We start from the raw sequence: 16,137 nt of genomic DNA on the forward strand, positions 1-16,137 counted from the left end.
TGATGGACCTGTTCGACAGTGGCGCGAGTATTCCCATTCTCATGCTGGCCACGGCATGCGGGCCTTACGGTGAAGAAGGGCGTTGCCGTCTGAGGTCGCGCGACTACACGGTGAGGTCCCATCACCCCAAGAGACCCCGGCCCCGGCCGGGTCCGTGAGAGGAGAGCCCATGTCGCTCGACGTCCCACCTGCGCTTCTGGAACAGGCTGAGCGTGGCGAGGTGGATGAGGCGGCGTTCGTCGACTGCGTCCGCACTTCTTTGCCGTACGCCTGGGAGATGATCAGCTCGCTGGTCGCGCAGCTGAAGGTGGACGGCGGCGAGTTCGCCGACAACCAGACGCCGCCGCCGGATGAGCAGCACCGAGGACAACTGCTGCGCGCACTGGCGAGTGATGCGATCCGGGGGGCGCTGGAGCGGCACTTCGGAGTGCGGCTCGCCTTCCAGAACTGCCACCGGGTAGCCGTCTTCCCGCTCGACCCGTCCGTTGACGAGCGGCACGCTCGCTTCACCTCTATCAGGGGCCAACTGCTCAACCAGTCTCCGGAGCTACGGGACTGCTGAGACCGCGCTGTTCCGCTATGCGCCGTTGCGACGGTGGACTGCCACCGTCGCAACGCGCCTCAGCCGCACGCGGGACCACCGGTCTGCCGGACCCGCCGGTCCGGCTGGTCCTGCCGCTCCTGCGGACTCACCCGCCTACCCGCCCTGTCCGAGCAGCGGCAGCACATCCTCGCCCAGCCGCTGGATGTTGCGCTCCGTGCCGCCCAGTTCGCCCGTGCCCTCGACCAGCAGAGCGAAGCGGCTGATCCCGGTGCGCTCCGAGGTCGCCGCGAGCCGGTCGGCGCACAGCTGCGGCGCGCCCACCGGATGCAGGTCGCACAACAGCTCGGTGTAGCCGAGCGGGTCGCGCATGCTGCGCTCACGCCCGTCCACCGTCACATGGGCGCCCAGCCCCTCGTGCAGCCAGCCGGGCATCGCCCTCGTCAGCTCTTCCCGCGCCTGCCCGTGCGAGTCACCCACCTGCACGAGACCGGCCGACACATGCCAGTCCGCCGCCGCCTCCACCGCATCCGCTCCATGGCCGCGGGCCAGCGCCTCGCGCCGCCACATCGCGGCCATCTCCGCCTTCTCCTCGTCCCCGCTGTGCATGCCCAGCAGCATCGGCAAACAGCGTGCGGCGGCGAGCCGGACCGTGCCGGGGGAGGTGCAGGCCACCACGACGCGCGGGCCGGCGCCGCTGTCCCCGTCCGCGCGGCCGGCCGGGGCGTGCGCTACGGGCACCCGGCGCGGGCGGGGCACCACGGACACGGGGCGGAAGCGGTACCGCTCACCGTCCGCGCCCACCTGTTCCTCCGACAGCCAGCGCAGCAGCAGGTCCAGCGCCTCCGGGAAGCCCTTCTCGAAGGCGGCCAGACCGCCACCGAAGACCTCCAGATCCACCCAGGGTCCGCCCCTGCCGACGCCGAGGGCGAAGCGGCCTTCGGAGAGGAGATGGAGCAGCGCCGCCTGCTCGCCCAGCGCGACGGGGTGCACATTGGGCAGCACGGTGACGGCCGTCCCTACGCCGATCCGCCGGGTGCGCCCCAGCAGCAGCGCCGCGAGCGTCACCGCCGAGGGGCACACCCCGTACGGGACGAAATGGTGCTCCGCGAGCCAGACGGCGTCCAGGCCGGACTCCTCCGCCGCCTCGGTGGCGCGTACCACCCGCTCCAGCGCCTCGCTCTGCCCCTGGCCCGGGAATTGGGCTCCCAGGACAAAAGCCCCAACTCGCATGCCTCACCGCCTTTGTGACTGCCCTTGTGGCCACCCGCGCGACCGTTCCGAGTCCGCTCCTGGGCCGCTCCGGGGGGCCTGGGCCCGGCGCCCGCGCCGAGGTGGCATCCCATCCAGCAATAACGCCTCAGCCGGGCCGAGGGCACGGTCCGGCATGGCATTGGTCCGATGAACGCCAATCTCCCCCCGCCTGTGGACAGCCGACAGGCCCCCGGGCCCGTTTGCGTAGGCTGGAATACATCACGGCCTCTCCGCCGGCCGTTCGCCCCCGTCCCCGTTGACCCCCGAGGTGCCCCAGTGTCCCCGCGACGTAACCGCTCCCGTGGCGGAGCTGCCCGTTCGGTCAAGGCCGCACGCTTCGCTCCGGCGGCGCGACGAGGTGAGGAGGAGGGAGAGGCCCGGATGCGCTACGGCCTGGAGCACACGGAGGACTGGCAGGGAGAGGAGTGGTCGGTCCGGCAGATAAGCGGCGGTGCGGCGACCAAGCACTACCGCTGCCCCGGTTGTGATCAGGAGATTCCACCCGGTGTGCCGCATGTGGTGGCCTGGCCGAGCCAGGGGGATGTGGCAGACCGGCGACACTGGCACCGCGCGTGCTGGAACGCGCGGGACCGCCGGACTGTCAGACTCCAGCGCTCCCGGAACGCGCCGCGCTACTGACGGGGCACCAGTCCCGGCGGGCGGGGGCTGCACAGCCTCCTTGTGGAGCAGCGCGTACGCCACGCGAGGACCACGAGCGGGAACACGGCCGGCCCGCCCGACAGCCCGGGCAGCCCCAGCAGCCCTGCATGGAGACCCGCGCCCGGCCGCCGGCCGCTGTCGGTGACGATCTTCCCCCCTTCGAAGGAGCCCGCGAGGCCGTGGGGTGCCCCGTATGAGGGAGGCGTCCGGTCGCTGGGCGGCCCCGAGCCGAGCAGCGCGGTCAAGGTGCGATGAACCCGGCGAGAGCGATGACGCGGATCTGGCACGGCATGAGCCCGACATGGGCACGAAGGCCCGGGGCGAGCCGTCAAGGGGCTCAGGCGTCGCGCTCCTTGAGGACGATGAAGCCGGCGACGAGTGCGGCGGCGGTCCAGGCCGCCATGATCAACAGCCCTTCCCAGGGGCCGTAGGGGCGGTTGAGCGTTTCGGGCACCACCGACATCACGGCCGTGCCCGCCTGGTCGGGGAGGTACTCGGCGACCTTCTTCGTCGCGTGGACCTGCCCCAGGATGTTGGAGACCAGGAAGAACCACGGCATGAGGATCGCGAACGCCAGCAGTGGGCTGCGCAGTACGAAGGTGATGCCGACGGAGAAGAGCGAGATCAGCGCCATGTAGATGCCGCCGCCGATCACCGCGCGCAGGACGCCGGTATCGCCGATCCCCACGCCGTGCGAGCCGAGCAGCGCCTGGCCGAGGAAGAAGGTGACGAAGCTGGTGATCATGCCGATGACCAGTACCAACGGCCCTACCACCAGCATCTTGCACCACAGGAAAGTGCTGCGCTGCGGCACCGCGGCCAGCGAGTTGCGGATCATGCCGGTGCTGTACTCGGCCGAGACGACCATGACGCCGAACGCGATCATCGCGAGCTGGCCGAGCCCCATTCCGGCGAAGCTGATGAATGTGGCGTCGAAGGTGCGCCGGTCGGCCGGCGACCTGTCGCCGAAGCCGGACTCGGTCAGCGCGCAGATCAGGGCGCCCAGGCCGACCGTGACGATGAAGGCGGTGGCCAGCGTCCACAGGGTGGAGCGTACGGAACGGACCTTCGTCCACTCGGACTTCAGCACGCGCATCGTGTGGGTCATCGCTCACGCCCCTTCTTCCAGCTCTGCCCCCAGGCGGGCTGGGACGGCCGGCCGGGCGGGGCGGCGGGACCACCGGGCTGCGGGGCTTGACCGCCGGGTTCCCCAGGCCCGCCGGGTCCCGCGGGACCGCCCGAGTCCGGGCCGTCGGAGGGGGCGAAGGCGTGGTATTCGACGCTCTGCGCGGTCAGCCGCATGAACGCCTCTTCCAGCGAGGCGCGCTGCGGGCTCAGCTCGTGCAGCACCAGCCCGTGCGAGGCCGCCAGTTCACCGATGCGTGCCGCATCCCCGCCTTCGACCTCCAGCGACCCCTCATGGCCGGCCACCGGCCGCAGCCCTTCGGCGACCAGCACATCCTGCATCCGCTCGGGCTCCGGCGTCCGGATGCGCACGCGGGTACGCGAGTTCTCCGCGATGAACTGCGACATCGTGGTGTCGGCCAGCAGCCTGCCCTGTCCGATGACGACCAAATGCTGTGCGGTCTGCGCCATTTCGCTCATCAAATGGCTGGAGACGAACACCGTGCGGCCCTCGCGGGCCAAGTGCTGCATGAGCGTGCGGATCCAGTGGATGCCCTCGGGGTCGAGGCCGTTGACCGGTTCGTCGAACATCAGGATCCGCGGATCGCCCAGCAGCGCTCCGGCGATGCCGAGCCGCTGCCCCATGCCCAGCGAGAAACCCTTCGGCCGCTTGCGCGCCACATCCTGGAGCCCCACCATCTCCAGCACTTCGCCGACCCGGCGCTCGGGGATGCCGTTGGACTGTGCCATGCACAGCAAATGGTTGTAGGCCGTGCGGCCGGGGTGTACGCCCTTCGCCTCCAGGAGCGCTCCGATGCTGTGCAGCGGCTCGCGCATGTGGTTGTAGGGCTCGCCGTCGATGCGCACGCTCCCGTGGGTCGGTGTATCGAGCCCCAGCACCATGCGCATGGTCGTCGACTTGCCGGCGCCGTTCGGCCCCAGAAAGCCCGTGACGATACCCGGGCGCACCGTGAAGCTGAGACCGTCGACGGCGGTCTTCTCGCCGTACCTTTTGGTCAGGTCCCGCAGCTCGATCATGCCTTCGACGCTAAGCGCGCGCGCACCTCCCCGCCACTTGTGAGCCATGCGGCATCGGGACTCGCCCGAGCCACCCGGATCCCTCCCGGCCCACCCCGTGTGCCCGCCCCGGCGGGCCGGAAACCACACCCGTGTGCCCGCCCGGCCGCCCGGGAAACAACGCGGCGCGCGGAGCCCGGGATCCTCCGGGCTCCGCGCGCCGCGTGATGCGGTGCCACGCGGTGCGTGCCGCGTGATGCGGTGCCGTGCTGTGCGGGGCCGCGTCGCGGTACGGATACCGCGGCGTAAGCGCCGTCTGCGTTCAGCGGGACTGCTGGGCGGGGACGCCGCGGCCGAGCTGCTCGTCGCCGTCGGCCGCCTCCTCGCCCGGCTGACCGGCGGCGGCCACAGCGGCGCCAGTGAGCGTGGCCAGCATCTCGCGCACATTCGTCAGCTGCGCGTTGATGCTGTCACGGCGGTTGGTGAGCGCCGCCAGCTCACGCTCGGACTCGCTGCGCACCCGGTCGGCCTTCGCGTTCGCGTCGGCGACGATGTCCTCGGCCTGGCGCTGTGCGGTCTCGACGGTCTGCCGGGCGCGGCGCTCCGCGTCCGTGCGCAGCTTCTCCGCCTCCAGCCGCAGCTGCTCGGCCCGGTGCTCGATCTCGGCGAGCCGCTTCTCGGCCTTCGCCTGACGGGATGCCAGGTCACGCTCGGACTGCTCGCGGCGCTTGGCCAGGTTCGTCTCGAAGTCGGCCGCCGCCTGGGCTGCCTTGGCGCGGGTGTCCTCGAACAGGGAGTCGGCTTCCTCGCGCTTGGACTGTGCGTCCTTCTGCGCCTCGTTGCGCAGCGCGGTGGCCTCGCCCTGGGCCTTCTCGACGATGCGGGTGCCCTCGTCCTCGGCCTTCGCCTTGCGCTCGGCGGCGAACGCCTCGGCGTCGTTGCGCACTTGCTGGGCCGCGCCCTCGGCCAGCTCGCGGTGCTGCTCGGCGGCCCTGCGGGCCTCCTCGCGCAGGTCCTTGGCCTCCTCCTCGGCGAGACGGAGGATCTTCTCGACGCGGGCACCCAGCCCGGCGTACGACGGCTCCGCGTCGTTGACCTGTGCCTGGGCGTTCTGCGTTTCGAGGTGGAGTTCCTCGATGCGCTTTTCCAGAGAGGTGATACGGGCCAGTGCGCTGTCACGGTCGGCGACGAGCTTCGTGATGCGGTCGTCCACCTGCCCGCGGTCGTAGCCACGCCGCACGAGCTCGAAGCCGAAGGGGGAGGAAGTGTCGCTCATGGGGTTCCTGTCGATTCAGACGGGTTATCAGACGGGGAGTGATAAGGGGAATCCTAGGGGCCGAAGCGGCGTGTCATCGAGCTTATGCCCGTTTGATCTGGAGAATGTGCCCTCCTTCGAGTGGCTAACTCTCTGTACCCTTGCCACTCGAACGAGTTGTACCAGCGCCAACGCCCGCTGTCACACCACCGTTTGCGCCGGGTCCGCCACCGCCCTTTTTGCCCCCCGATCCAGAGCCGCGGCCCGAGCCGCCGGAGCCTGAGCCGGGACCCGGACCGGAGCCCGCGGCCGGGCCCGGATCCGAGGAGCCGCCGCCCGGTGCCTCGAACGACTCCAGCGCCTCCAACACGTCCTGCACACGGGAGATCTCGGCGTTGATGTCCTTCTGGCGCCGCACCAGCACGTCCAGTTCGCGCTGGCCGGCCTCGACCGTGTGCCGGGCCTCCTCGTCGGCCTCCTCGCGCAGCCGCGCGGCCTCCCGCAGCGTCTCGGCCTTCTTCTGCTCGGCCTCCTTGAGCAGGCCCTCGGCCTTCTTCACCGCGGCGATACGCACCTTGCCTGCCTCCGCGTCGGCGTCCGAGCGCAGCTGCTCGGCCTGCGCCTGCGCCTCGGCCAGCTGCTCCTCGGCCGCCTTGACCAGCTTGTCGCAGCGCTCGCCCGCCGACTGCATCGCCTCGGCCGCCTCCCGGCGGGCCCGCTCGTGCAGCTCCTCGACCTCCGACTCGATGCGGGTGCGCAGCTCCTCGGTGCGCTCGCGGATCGCGGAGGAGTCGCTGCGCGCCTCCTCCAGCAGCCGGTCGGCGTCGGCGCGGGACTGCTCGACCAACTCCCGGCCCTCGGCGCGCCCCTCGGTCACCAGGCGTTCGGACTCGGCACGCGCCGCGCCCACCATCTGGTCGGCCTGCTGCTCGGCGGCGGCCTGGGTGGCCAGCGCCTCCTCCTGGGCCTTGGCGATCAGCTGGTCGGCCTGTTCGGCGGCCTCGGTGCGCTTGGTGGCCGCCTCCTCGCGGGCCTCGTCCCTGATCCGCTCGGCGTCGGCGCGGAGCCGTTCGGCCTCCTCCATCGCCTCCGAAACGGTGCGCTCCGCCAGCGACTTGGCAGCGTCCGTCTCCTCCTGCGCCTCCCTGCGCACGGTCTGCGCCGCGTGCTCGGCGGCCGACCGCAGGCCCGCGATCTCGGACTCGGCCTCCTCGCGCAGGTGTGCCACCGAGTCGCGCACCTGCTGCGCGGTCTCCTCGGCGGAGGAGATCAGCTCGGCCGCGCGCCGCTCGGCCTCGTCGGTCAGCCGCTCCGCCTCGGTGTGCGCCTCTTCGACCCGCTTGCGGGCCCCGGCCAGCAGCTCCTCGCTCTGCTCGCGCGCCTGCGTACGCTCCTGGTGCGCCTCCTCGCGGGCCGACGCCAGTAGTTCCTCGGCCTCGCGCCTGCGGCGGGCCGCCTCCTCCTGGGCGGCGCTGAGCGCCTCGGCCGCCTCCGCGTTCGTCCGCTCGGCCGCCGCGTCCGCCTCGGCGCGCACCCGGTCGGCGGTGGTCTGTGCCTCCTCGCGCAGCCGCTCGGCCTCGGCGGCGGCCTCGCTGCGCAGCTGGACGGCCACCGACTCGCCCTCGGCGCGGGACTGCGAGGCGTCGGCCGCCGCCTCGGTGCGCAGCCGCTCGGCCTCCTCCTCGGCCTGCTGGTGCAGCGCCCGCACCCGCTCGGCCGTCTCGGTGCGCAGCCGCTCCGTCTCGGCCCTGGCCTCGTCCCGCAGCCGCTCCGCCTCGGTGCGCGCCTCGGACAGCCCGGTCTCGGCCTCGGCGAGCTTGGCCTCGGCCCTCTCGCGCAGCCGGGTCAGCTCCGCCTCGGCCTCGGTCCTCCGCTCGCGGGCCGCCTGCTCGGCCTCCTCGCGGGTGCGCGCCCCGGCCTCGTCGGCCTCCGCGCGGGTCTGCTCGGCCTGCTCCTCGGCCTGCGAGCGCAGCTCCTCGGCCTCGGTGCGGGCCCGCTCCAGCGCCTCCTCGGCCTGCCTGCGCAGCGTCGTGGCGCGCTCGATGGCCTCCGTGCGCACCCGCTCGCTCTCCGTGGCGGCGTCCGAGCGGGTGTCCTCGGCGTCCGCCTTGGCCTTGGCCAGCAGTTCCTCGGCCCGGTTGGCGGCCTCCTCGATCTGCTGGACGGCGTCGCGGCGGGCCTCGCCGCGGATCTTCTCGCCCTCCTCGACCGCCTCGGCGCGCAGCTGCTCGGCCTCGCCGCGCAGCCTGCGCGCCTCCTCCTGCAGCTCGACGGTCTTGGCGCGGTACTCCTTGGTGTCGTCCTTGGCCGCGCCCTTGAGGTGCTCGGCCACATCGTGGGCCTCGGCGCGCAGCCGGTCGGCCCCCTCCTCGGCCTCCCGGCGCAGCCGCTCGGCCTCCTCGGCCGCCGCCTTGGTGGTGGCCTGAGCCTCTTCGGACGCCTTGTTCAGCACGTCCTCGGCGGTACGGGCGGCCTCGGCGAGCTGGTTGGCCGACTCCTCGGCGGTGGTGGTGCGGGCCTTCTCGCGGGCCTCGGCGATCAGCCGCTCGGCCTCGGCGCGGGCGTCCTCGCGCAGCTGCTCGGCCTCGGCCTTGAGCGCCTCGGAATCCTTGGTGGCCGCGCCGACCAGGCGGGCGACCTCGGCCTTGGCGGTACGGCTGCGCTGCTCGTTCTCCGACTCGCAGTCCGCCAGCCGCTTGCCGGCCTCCTCCTCGGCCTCCTCCAGCTTCTGGGCGGCCTCGGCGCGGGCCTCGCGCAGCGCGGTGTCCGCCTCGCGCATCCGCTCCTCGGCCTTGCGGACCAGCTCGGCGGCTTCGCGCCTGCTGGCCTCGGACTCGGTTGCCGTGGAGGTGCGCAGCTGCTCGGCGTGGTCGGTGGCCTCCTGGGCCTGCGAGGAGGCGGCGTTGAGCAGGCGCTCGGCGTCCGCCCTGGCCCTGCGCAAGATCGACTCGGCCTCGCTCCGCGCGTGCTCGGCCTCCGAGGTGAGCCGCTGCCGGGACTCCTCGGCCAGTCGCTGGGCCTCCGCGCGGGCCTGGGTGAGCGACTGCTCGGACTCGGCCCTGGTCTCCTCCATGAGGCGGCGGGCCTGCTGCTCGGTGCGGGCGCGCAGCTGCTCGGCCCAGGCGACGTTCTCGTTGACGTGGTTCTCGACCGTGGTGCGGCGCTCGGCCAGCTCCTGGTCGAGCTGCTGGCGGCGGCGTACGGCCTCGGTGTGCAGCTCCGACTCCAGGCGGGCCTGCTGCTCGGCCTGCTCCTGGAGCAGGCGCTGGGTCTGGGCTCGTGCCTCGCGCAGTTCGCGCTCGGCGTCGGCGCGCATCTGGTCGGCCTGCAACTGCGCGTTGCGCAGCAACTGCTCGGCCTGGTGGGAGAGGTTGTCGTAACCGGCCGGGCGCGTGGCGAGAGCGCGGCGCGCCTCATGCAGCTTGGCGCGCAGCACTTCGACCTGATAGCCGAGGTCGTCGGCGTGCTCGACGGCCTTCTCGCGCTCCTTCTTGAGCCGATCCATCTCGGCTTCGAACTGCGAGAGGTGGTCGTCAGCCTCGTAGCGGTCGTTGCCCCGCACTGCGCGGTCCCATCCGTCCCCTGGTCGTCGTGGAGATGATCCGAGATCCCTCCGTGGACTCCGTGTGTACGGCGTCTCCCGGAAATGGTGTCAGATCATCGGCGGAACGTGGACCGAGCCCCCAGCCCGGAGATCTCGTCGGGTGGGGAGGGCCCGCCCCGGCCGAGGGGCCACTCTACCGGGCCCGGAAGCGGACGTCAGTGGTCCGTTGAGGAGGAGGGCCGGAGGCGAGCGCTCCGCGCGCCGTGGCCCGTTGCTCCCCGTGGTCGCCGCGGCCGACTCTGTGTGCGCGCCCCAGGCTGTGGGGCCGTGTCTACCGCGTCCTGCTCATCGGCGGCTCATCGGCGGCTCACCGGCCCCCGTGGGCGAGCGTCCGGCGTGCGTCGGCGGGCATCTGGCGTGCGCCGGCCGGAGTGGCCGCGGTCACCAATCCGGTGAGGACTTGTGACAATTCCCCGGGCGTGGGCCGCGGAATTCCGGTGCTTCCACGCCACCGCGCCAACGCCCCCACCGCGCCATCGAGCTGTCCGTCGCCGGTCAGTGGCTCGCGGTGTCCGGGTCCGCGGCGGTGACCAGTTCGGTGAGGACGCCGTGACAGTCCTTGGGGTGCAAGAAGGTGATGCGGGAGTCCATCGAGCCGCGGCGGGGCTCGTCGTAGAGGACTCGGACGCCCTTGTCGCGGATGGCCTCGGAGTCGGCGTCCACATCGGCGGTGCCGAAGGCGATGTGGTGGACGCCCTCGCCGTTCTTGGCCAGCCACTTGGCCACCGCCGAGTCCTCCCGGATGGGCTCCAGGAGCTGGAGGTAGGACGCGCCGCCGTCGTCCGTCCCGTTGATCCGCAGCATGGCCTCGCGCACGCCCTGTTCCTGGTTGACCTCGGTGTGGAACACCTGGAAGCCGTAGGTGCGCGAGTAGAAATCGACGGTCGCCTCAAGGTCGCGGCAGGCGATTCCGATGTGGTCGATACGCGTCAGCATGGGAGACAGTGCAGCGCTCCGCGCGCGGTTACGCAACGTGCGCACGGTCACACTCACCGACCGGTGACCCGGACTGGTACCGCTCAGTATGTTGAGTGGTAACCCTCGTTAACTTCCCGCCCGAAGGGAATTCCCCGCATGACTGCTACGTCCAGCAGCACCACCTCCGTGATCGTCGCCGGTGCCCGCACGCCCATGGGGCGGCTGCTCGGCTCCCTGAAGTCCTTCTCCGGGGCCGACTTGGGCGGATTCGCCATCAAGGCCGCGCTGGAGCGTGCCGGGGTGGCCGGTGACCAGGTGGAGTACGTGATCATGGGTCAGGTGCTCCAGGCCGGCGCGGGTCAGATTCCGGCGCGTCAGGCCGCCGTGCGGGCGGGTATTCCGATGAGCGTTCCCGCGCTGACGGTCAACAAGGTCTGCCTCTCCGGCCTCGACGCGATCGCGCTGGCCGACCAGCTCGTGCGCGCGGGCGAGTTCGACATCGTCGTCGCGGGCGGCCAGGAGTCCATGACCAACGCGCCGCACCTGCTGCCCAACTCCCGCGTGGGCCACAAATACGGCGCGATCGAGATGCTCGACTCCATGGCGCACGACGGGCTGACCGACTCCTTCGAGGGCATCGCGATGGGCGCCTCGACGGAGAAGCACAACACCCGGCTGGGCATCGGGCGCGCCGAACAGGACGAGATCGCCGCACAGTCCCACCAGCGGGCCGCCCGGGCGCAGCGCGACGGGCTGTTCGAGGCCGAGATCACCCCGGTCGCCACCTACCCGGACCAGAAGGGCCCGCAGCGCAAGGGCGAGCCGGTGCTCGTCTCACAGGACGAGGGCATCCGCGCCGGGACCACGGCCGAGTCGCTGGGCAAGCTGCGGCCCGCCTTCGCCAAGGACGGGACGATCACGGCGGGTTCGGCCTCGCAGATCTCCGACGGCGCGGCGGCCGTCGTCGTCATGAGCAAGGCGCGGGCCGAGGAACTGGGCCTGGAGTGGATCGCCGAGATCGGCGCCCACGGAAACGTGGCCGGGCCGGACAACTCCCTTCAGTCGCAGCCCTCCAACGCCATTGCGCACGCGCTGAAGAAGGAGGGGCGCTCGGTGGCGGACCTCGATCTGATCGAGATCAACGAGGCGTTCGCCGCGGTGGCGCACCAGTCAATGAAGGACCTCGGAGTGGGACCCGAAAAGGTGAATGTGAACGGTGGTGCGATCGCGCTGGGCCACCCGATCGGGATGTCGGGGGCGCGGCTGGTGCTGCACCTCGCGCTGGAGCTGAAGCGGCGGGGTGGCGGCCTGGGGGCGGCTGCCCTGTGCGGCGGGGGCGGGCAGGGCGACGCGTTGATCGTCCGCGTCCCGTAAGAGACCCAGCCCGTAAGCGCCTCGGCTCGCGAGCGGTTCCGCGGGCGAACTCGCAGGTGAATTCGCAGGCGAATTCGCGGGCGACCGCCGGGTGGCCCTCGGGCCGTCCGCAGAACACCCCGCAGGAGATCCCGTAAGAGGCTTACCGGCCCTGGGCAGAGCGTGAGGATCGGAGCGTCGCAAATGGTGGATGTCGCGGCATTGGTGACGGCGGCCAGGGAGGGGAGGCCGCGGGCCGTCGCGCGCCTGATCTCACTCGTGGAGGGTGCCTCCCCCCAGCTCCGCGAGGTCATGGCGGCCCTCGCTCCGCGCTGCGGCAACGCCTTCGTCGTGGGGCTGACGGGTTCACCAGGAGTCGGCAAGTCCACCACCACGTCCGCGCTGGTCAGCGCCTACCGGAAGCAGGGGCGGCGGGTCGGGGTGCTCGCTGTGGACCCCTCCTCGCCGTTCTCGGGCGGCGCGCTGCTCGGGGACCGGGTGCGGATGGGTGATCACGCCTCCGATCCGGGGGTCTACATCCGTTCGATGGCCACCCGGGGCCATCTGGGGGGCCTGGCATGGGCCGCGCCGCAGGCGATCCGAGTGCTGGATGCCGCCGGATGCGACGTGATCTTGGTGGAGACGGTGGGCGTGGGCCAGTCCGAGGTGGAGATCGCCGCGCAGGCCGACACCAGCGTGGTGCTGCTCGCCCCCGGCATGGGTGATGGGATCCAGGCGGCGAAGGCCGGAATCCTGGAGATCGGCGACGTCTACGTCGTCAACAAGGCCGACCGGGACGGCGCGGACGCCACCGTGCGGGAGCTGAACCACATGCTGGGTCTGGGGGAGGCCCGCGGCCCGGGGGACTGGCGGCCCCCGGTGGTCAAGACCGTGGCGGCCCGGGGCGAGGGCGTGGAGGACATGCTCGCCGCGCTGGACAAGCACCGGGGCTGGATGGCGGAGCGCGGCGTCCTGGGCGAGCGGCGCGCGGCGCGGGCCGCGAAGGAGATCGAGGCGATCGCGGTGACCGCGCTGCGCGAGCGGATGGGCGAGCTGCGGGGCGGCCAGCGCCTCGATGTGCTGGCCGAGCGGGTGCTCAGTGGCTCGCTGGACCCGTACGCCGCCGCCGATGAACTGGTCGAAGGCGTCACCGAGGGGTGACGCCTTCGACGGGCGCACCGGGCCGGACGGGGGCCGGTCCGGTGCGGGGCTCGGGTGCTGCCGGGCAGCGACCGGCGGGCCGTGGCTGCCCGGCCGGGCCGGCCGCTCAGTCGTCGCTGTCGGCCGTCTCGGTCTCGTGGTGGGTGACCTTGCCGGAGGCGGCGTCGATGTTCAGCTCGTGCTCGGTGCCCTGCTTGTCGACCGCTTCGGCCTCCCACTGGCCGTTGCGCTCCAGGTCGAGAGAGGTGACGGAGCCCTTGGTCACGGCGGCTGCCTTCTTGCCCGCAGCCGCGGCGTCCAGCTTGGCGGCGCGCGGCGCCGAGCGGTCGTCGTCCTTGTGCGCGTCGATCCGGTTCTTGACGACCTGACCCTTGGTGGCGTCGATCTTCACCTCGTGCCACTTGTTGTCCTTGCCGAGGACGTCGGCCTCCCACACGAGCCGGTTGCCGTCGGTGTCCAGCTCCAGTTCGCTGATGTCGCCGGGTGCGGCCTTGTGCACGGCCTGGATCGCGCGGCTCAGGGAGACGTCGGCCGAGCCGGTCTCCTCGGCGCGGTCGGCCCGGCTGCCGGTTTCGTCATGGCCGTCATGCCCGTCGCGGCCGTCGTCGTCGCGGTCGTCCTTGCGGTCGTCGCTGTCGCGGTCGTCGCCGTTCTGGTCGTCGTCGTGGTCCGCCGCCCGCACGTTCGAGTGGGACTGCGACTGCGCGCCGCCGTCGCTGTTGCTGCCTGCGGCCCCGAACGCGGTTGCCGTACCCCCTCCGACCAGTGCGGCGGCGGCGACAGTGGCGATGATGACCTTGCGCTTCATGACGTTCGACTCCTCGGGTCGTTCGCGTTCTCGCTTTCGATGACTCCACGGTGGCTTGCCGTTGCTGAACGTAAGCTGAAGCTACCTGAAGCCGTCTTCAGCTGCGATTTGGCAGGCTTGGGCCCATGCGCCTGCTGATCGTGGAGGACGAGCGCCGACTGGCCCAGTCGCTCGCCAGGGGACTGATGGCCGAGGGCTTCGCGGTGGACGTCGTCCACGACGGCACCGAAGGGCTCCACCGGGCGGTCGAAAGCGAGTACGACCTGATCGTGCTCGACATCATGCTCCCGGGCATGAACGGCTACCGCGTCTGCGCGGCGCTGCGGGCGGCGGGCGACGAGACGCCCGTGCTGATGCTGACCGCCAAGGACGGGGAGTACGACGAGGCGGAGGGCCTGGATACCGGGGCCGACGACTATCTGACCAAGCCGTTCTCCTACGTCGTCCTCCTCGCGCGGGTGCGCGCCCTGCTGCGCCGCCGCACGCGGGGCGCCCGGACGGTGCTGCGCCTCGGCGAGCTGAGCGTGGATCCCGGGGCGCAGCGGGTCGCGGTCGGCGAGCGCGAAGTGGAGCTGACGGCCAAGGAGTTCGCGGTACTGGAATATCTCGCGGTGCGCGGCGGCGAGGTCGTCTCCAAGTCCGAGATCCTCGAACACGTCTGGGACTTCGCCTACGAGGGCGACGTCAACATCGTGGAGGTCTACGTCAGCGCGCTGCGCCGCAAGCTGGGCGCCGGCTGGATCAGCACGGTGCGCGGCGCCGGATACCGGCTGGCCGACGCGGGCGCGGGCGCCGGTGGCCGCGGTGCGTAAGGGGTCGGTGCGCGCCCGTGCCGCACTCGGCGCGACCCTCGTGGTGGCCCTCGCGCTGGTCGCCGCCGGGTTCTTCGTCGTCAGCACCCTGCGCGCCGGGCTCGCCGACACGGCGAAGCTGAACGCGGAGAACGCGGCCCGCGCGACGGCCGCCCAGGTCGGCGACGTTCCCGACCGTGAAGTCCGGGACGTGGACGGGCTGGGTGGCGACGATCCCTCGCAGGTCGTCGATGCCGACGGCAAGGTGCTCGGCGCCAGCGACCCCCTGGAAGGGCGGCCCCCGATGGCCGGTTTCGCCCGCCCCGACAAGCCCGGCAGCCCCGCCAGGGACGACACGGGTGGCGGAGGTGACAAGCGGGGCGGTCATGCCGGGTCGGACGACGCGGACGCGGACTCGGATTCCGACGACGACTCCGATGACGCCGCCGACGCCGACGCCGGCCGGCAGGACATCGACACGGACGAGAAGAGCGAGGTCGTCACCCTCCCCGTGGACGACGACGGCGAGGTCACCTACGACAAGGACGACACCGTCGGTACCCAGGAGTTCCGCGTCGCGGGTGTCCAGAGCCGCACCCGCGACGGGACGCCCGTCACCGTCTACTCCGGCGCCTCGCTGGACGCCCAGCAGGAGGCCGTCTCCTCCGTCACCCGCTCCATGCTGTTCGGACTGCCGGTGCTGCTCGTCGTCGTCGCGGGGGTCACCTGGCTGGTCACCCGGCGGGCGCTGCGGCCGGTCGAGGGCATCCGGCAGGAGATGGGCGCCATCACCGCCAGCACCGACCTCTCCCGCCGCGTGCCCGAACCGGACTCGCGCGACGAGGTCGCCCGGCTGGCCCGTACGACCAACGAGACGCTCGCCGCGCTGGAGAGTTCCGTCGAGCGCCAGCGCCGTTTCATCGCCGACGCCTCCCACGAACTGCGCAGCCCCGTCGCCTCGTTGCGCACCCAGCTGGAGGTGGCCGCCGCGCACCCCGAACTGCTCGACCTGGAGGGCGCGGTGGAGGACACCATCCGACTCCAGGCCCTCGCCACGGACCTGCTGCTGCTCGCCCGGCTCGACGCCGGGGAGCGACCGGCCCAGGCGCGGCTGTCGCCGGCCGCGCTGCTGCGGGAGGAGATGGCGCAGCGCGTCGGGGACCCGCATCCGGTGCGGATCGAGGGGGTGCCGGCACAGGGCGAAGTGCGCGGGTCCGAGGGACAGTTGGCCCGGGTGCTGGGCAACCTGCTGGACAACGCGCAGCGGCATGCGGCGACCGAGGTGCGCGTCTCCCTCACCGAGGAGGACGGGGCCCTCGTCCTCGCCGTCGCCGACGACGGGGAAGGGGTGCCCGAGGCGGAACGGGAGCGCATCTTCGAGCGGTTCGTACGCCTGGACGGGGCGCGGAGCCGGGATGAGGGCGGCGCCGGGCTCGGGCTCGCCATCGCCCGGGATGTGGCCGTCCGCCACGGCGGCTCGCTGACCGAGGAAGGCGTCCCCGGCGCGGGGGCCCGCTTCGTGCTCCGGCTCCCGTTGGCGGCCGAGGGGTGAGACCGGACCGGCCCCGGAGCCTCCTCCCCATGCTCCGGCCCGGCCCCGGCTCTTGTCCTGCCCCTGCCTCCTGCCCCCAGTGCTTCCTGGCCCGTCGG

Annotated in this window: 13 protein-coding genes; 6 read left to right on the top strand and 7 right to left on the bottom strand. The window is 72.3% G+C overall.

The features are described 5' to 3' along the window. Positions 1-169: 169 nt before the first annotated feature. The gene (locus ABD339_RS07920) at positions 170-562 is read left to right on the top strand and encodes an SCO5389 family protein (protein WP_344563603.1); all 393 of its coding nucleotides are present in this window, start codon (positions 170-172) and stop codon (positions 560-562) included. 135 nt (positions 563-697) lie between these two features. Here the strand turns inward: ABD339_RS07920 and ABD339_RS07925 are convergent, their stop codons facing one another. Further along, positions 698-1,774, bottom strand: coding sequence for an LLM class flavin-dependent oxidoreductase (locus ABD339_RS07925; RefSeq protein ID WP_344563605.1), 1,077 nt, complete (start codon positions 1,772-1,774; stop codon positions 698-700). Positions 1,775-2,071: 297 nt separating this feature from the next. Here ABD339_RS07925 and ABD339_RS07930 point away from each other — a divergent pair, with 297 nt between their 5' ends. Continuing rightward, complete coding sequence (locus tag ABD339_RS07930; RefSeq protein WP_344563607.1) at positions 2,072-2,434, top strand: ATP/GTP-binding protein; 363 nt, start codon at positions 2,072-2,074, stop codon at positions 2,432-2,434. Between the two features lie 358 nt (positions 2,435-2,792). Here ABD339_RS07930 and ABD339_RS07935 read toward each other — a convergent pair whose 3' ends face one another. The 5 genes from ABD339_RS07935 to mce form a co-directional block, all read right to left on the bottom strand. Further along, positions 2,793-3,563: an ABC transporter permease gene (locus ABD339_RS07935; RefSeq protein ID WP_344563609.1), complete on the bottom strand. Its 771-nt coding sequence runs from the start codon at positions 3,561-3,563 to the stop codon at positions 2,793-2,795. Continuing rightward, positions 3,560-4,618 carry an ABC transporter ATP-binding protein gene (locus ABD339_RS07940; RefSeq protein WP_344563611.1) on the bottom strand — a complete coding sequence of 353 codons (1,059 nt, stop codon included), beginning with the start codon at positions 4,616-4,618 and terminating at the stop codon, positions 3,560-3,562. The genes ABD339_RS07935 and ABD339_RS07940 overlap by 4 nt, the downstream gene beginning before the upstream one ends. Before the next feature lie 301 nt (positions 4,619-4,919). Further along, the gene (locus ABD339_RS07945; protein ID WP_344563613.1) at positions 4,920-5,873 is read right to left on the bottom strand and encodes a coiled-coil domain-containing protein; all 954 of its coding nucleotides are present in this window, start codon (positions 5,871-5,873) and stop codon (positions 4,920-4,922) included. A 124-nt stretch (positions 5,874-5,997) separates the two neighbouring features. Further along, positions 5,998-9,414, bottom strand: coding sequence for a polarized growth protein Scy (gene scy / locus ABD339_RS07950; RefSeq protein WP_344563615.1), 3,417 nt, complete (start codon positions 9,412-9,414; stop codon positions 5,998-6,000). A 537-nt stretch (positions 9,415-9,951) separates the two neighbouring features. Continuing rightward, the gene (mce, locus tag ABD339_RS07955) at positions 9,952-10,392 is read right to left on the bottom strand and encodes a methylmalonyl-CoA epimerase (RefSeq protein WP_344563617.1); all 441 of its coding nucleotides are present in this window, start codon (positions 10,390-10,392) and stop codon (positions 9,952-9,954) included. Positions 10,393-10,530: 138 nt separating this feature from the next. Here mce and ABD339_RS07960 point away from each other — a divergent pair, with 138 nt between their 5' ends. Continuing rightward, on the top strand, positions 10,531-11,748 hold the full coding sequence (locus ABD339_RS07960; RefSeq protein ID WP_344563619.1) for an acetyl-CoA C-acetyltransferase: 1,218 nt from the start codon (positions 10,531-10,533) through the stop codon (positions 11,746-11,748). 183 nt (positions 11,749-11,931) lie between these two features. Next, complete coding sequence (meaB, locus tag ABD339_RS07965) at positions 11,932-12,888, top strand: methylmalonyl Co-A mutase-associated GTPase MeaB (protein WP_344563621.1); 957 nt, start codon at positions 11,932-11,934, stop codon at positions 12,886-12,888. 106 nt (positions 12,889-12,994) lie between these two features. Here the strand turns inward: meaB and ABD339_RS07970 are convergent, their stop codons facing one another. Beyond that, positions 12,995-13,696, bottom strand: a complete 702-nt coding sequence (locus tag ABD339_RS07970) for a PepSY domain-containing protein (RefSeq protein ID WP_344563623.1) — start codon at positions 13,694-13,696, stop codon at positions 12,995-12,997. A gap of 125 nt (positions 13,697-13,821) precedes the next feature. On the opposite strand from ABD339_RS07970, the gene ABD339_RS07975 reads away from it, so the two are divergent. Both ABD339_RS07975 and ABD339_RS07980 read left to right on the top strand, forming a co-directional pair. Beyond that, complete coding sequence (locus ABD339_RS07975; RefSeq protein WP_344563625.1) at positions 13,822-14,508, top strand: response regulator transcription factor; 687 nt, start codon at positions 13,822-13,824, stop codon at positions 14,506-14,508. Continuing rightward, positions 14,501-16,039 carry a sensor histidine kinase gene (locus ABD339_RS07980; RefSeq protein ID WP_344563627.1) on the top strand — a complete coding sequence of 513 codons (1,539 nt, stop codon included), beginning with the start codon at positions 14,501-14,503 and terminating at the stop codon, positions 16,037-16,039. Before ABD339_RS07975 ends, ABD339_RS07980 begins: the two co-directional genes overlap by 8 nt. The last annotated feature ends 98 nt before the right edge of the window (positions 16,040-16,137 follow it).

The sequence above is a fragment of the Streptomyces axinellae genome (assembly GCF_039532135.1).
Lineage (GTDB): Bacteria > Actinomycetota > Actinomycetes > Streptomycetales > Streptomycetaceae > Streptomyces > Streptomyces axinellae.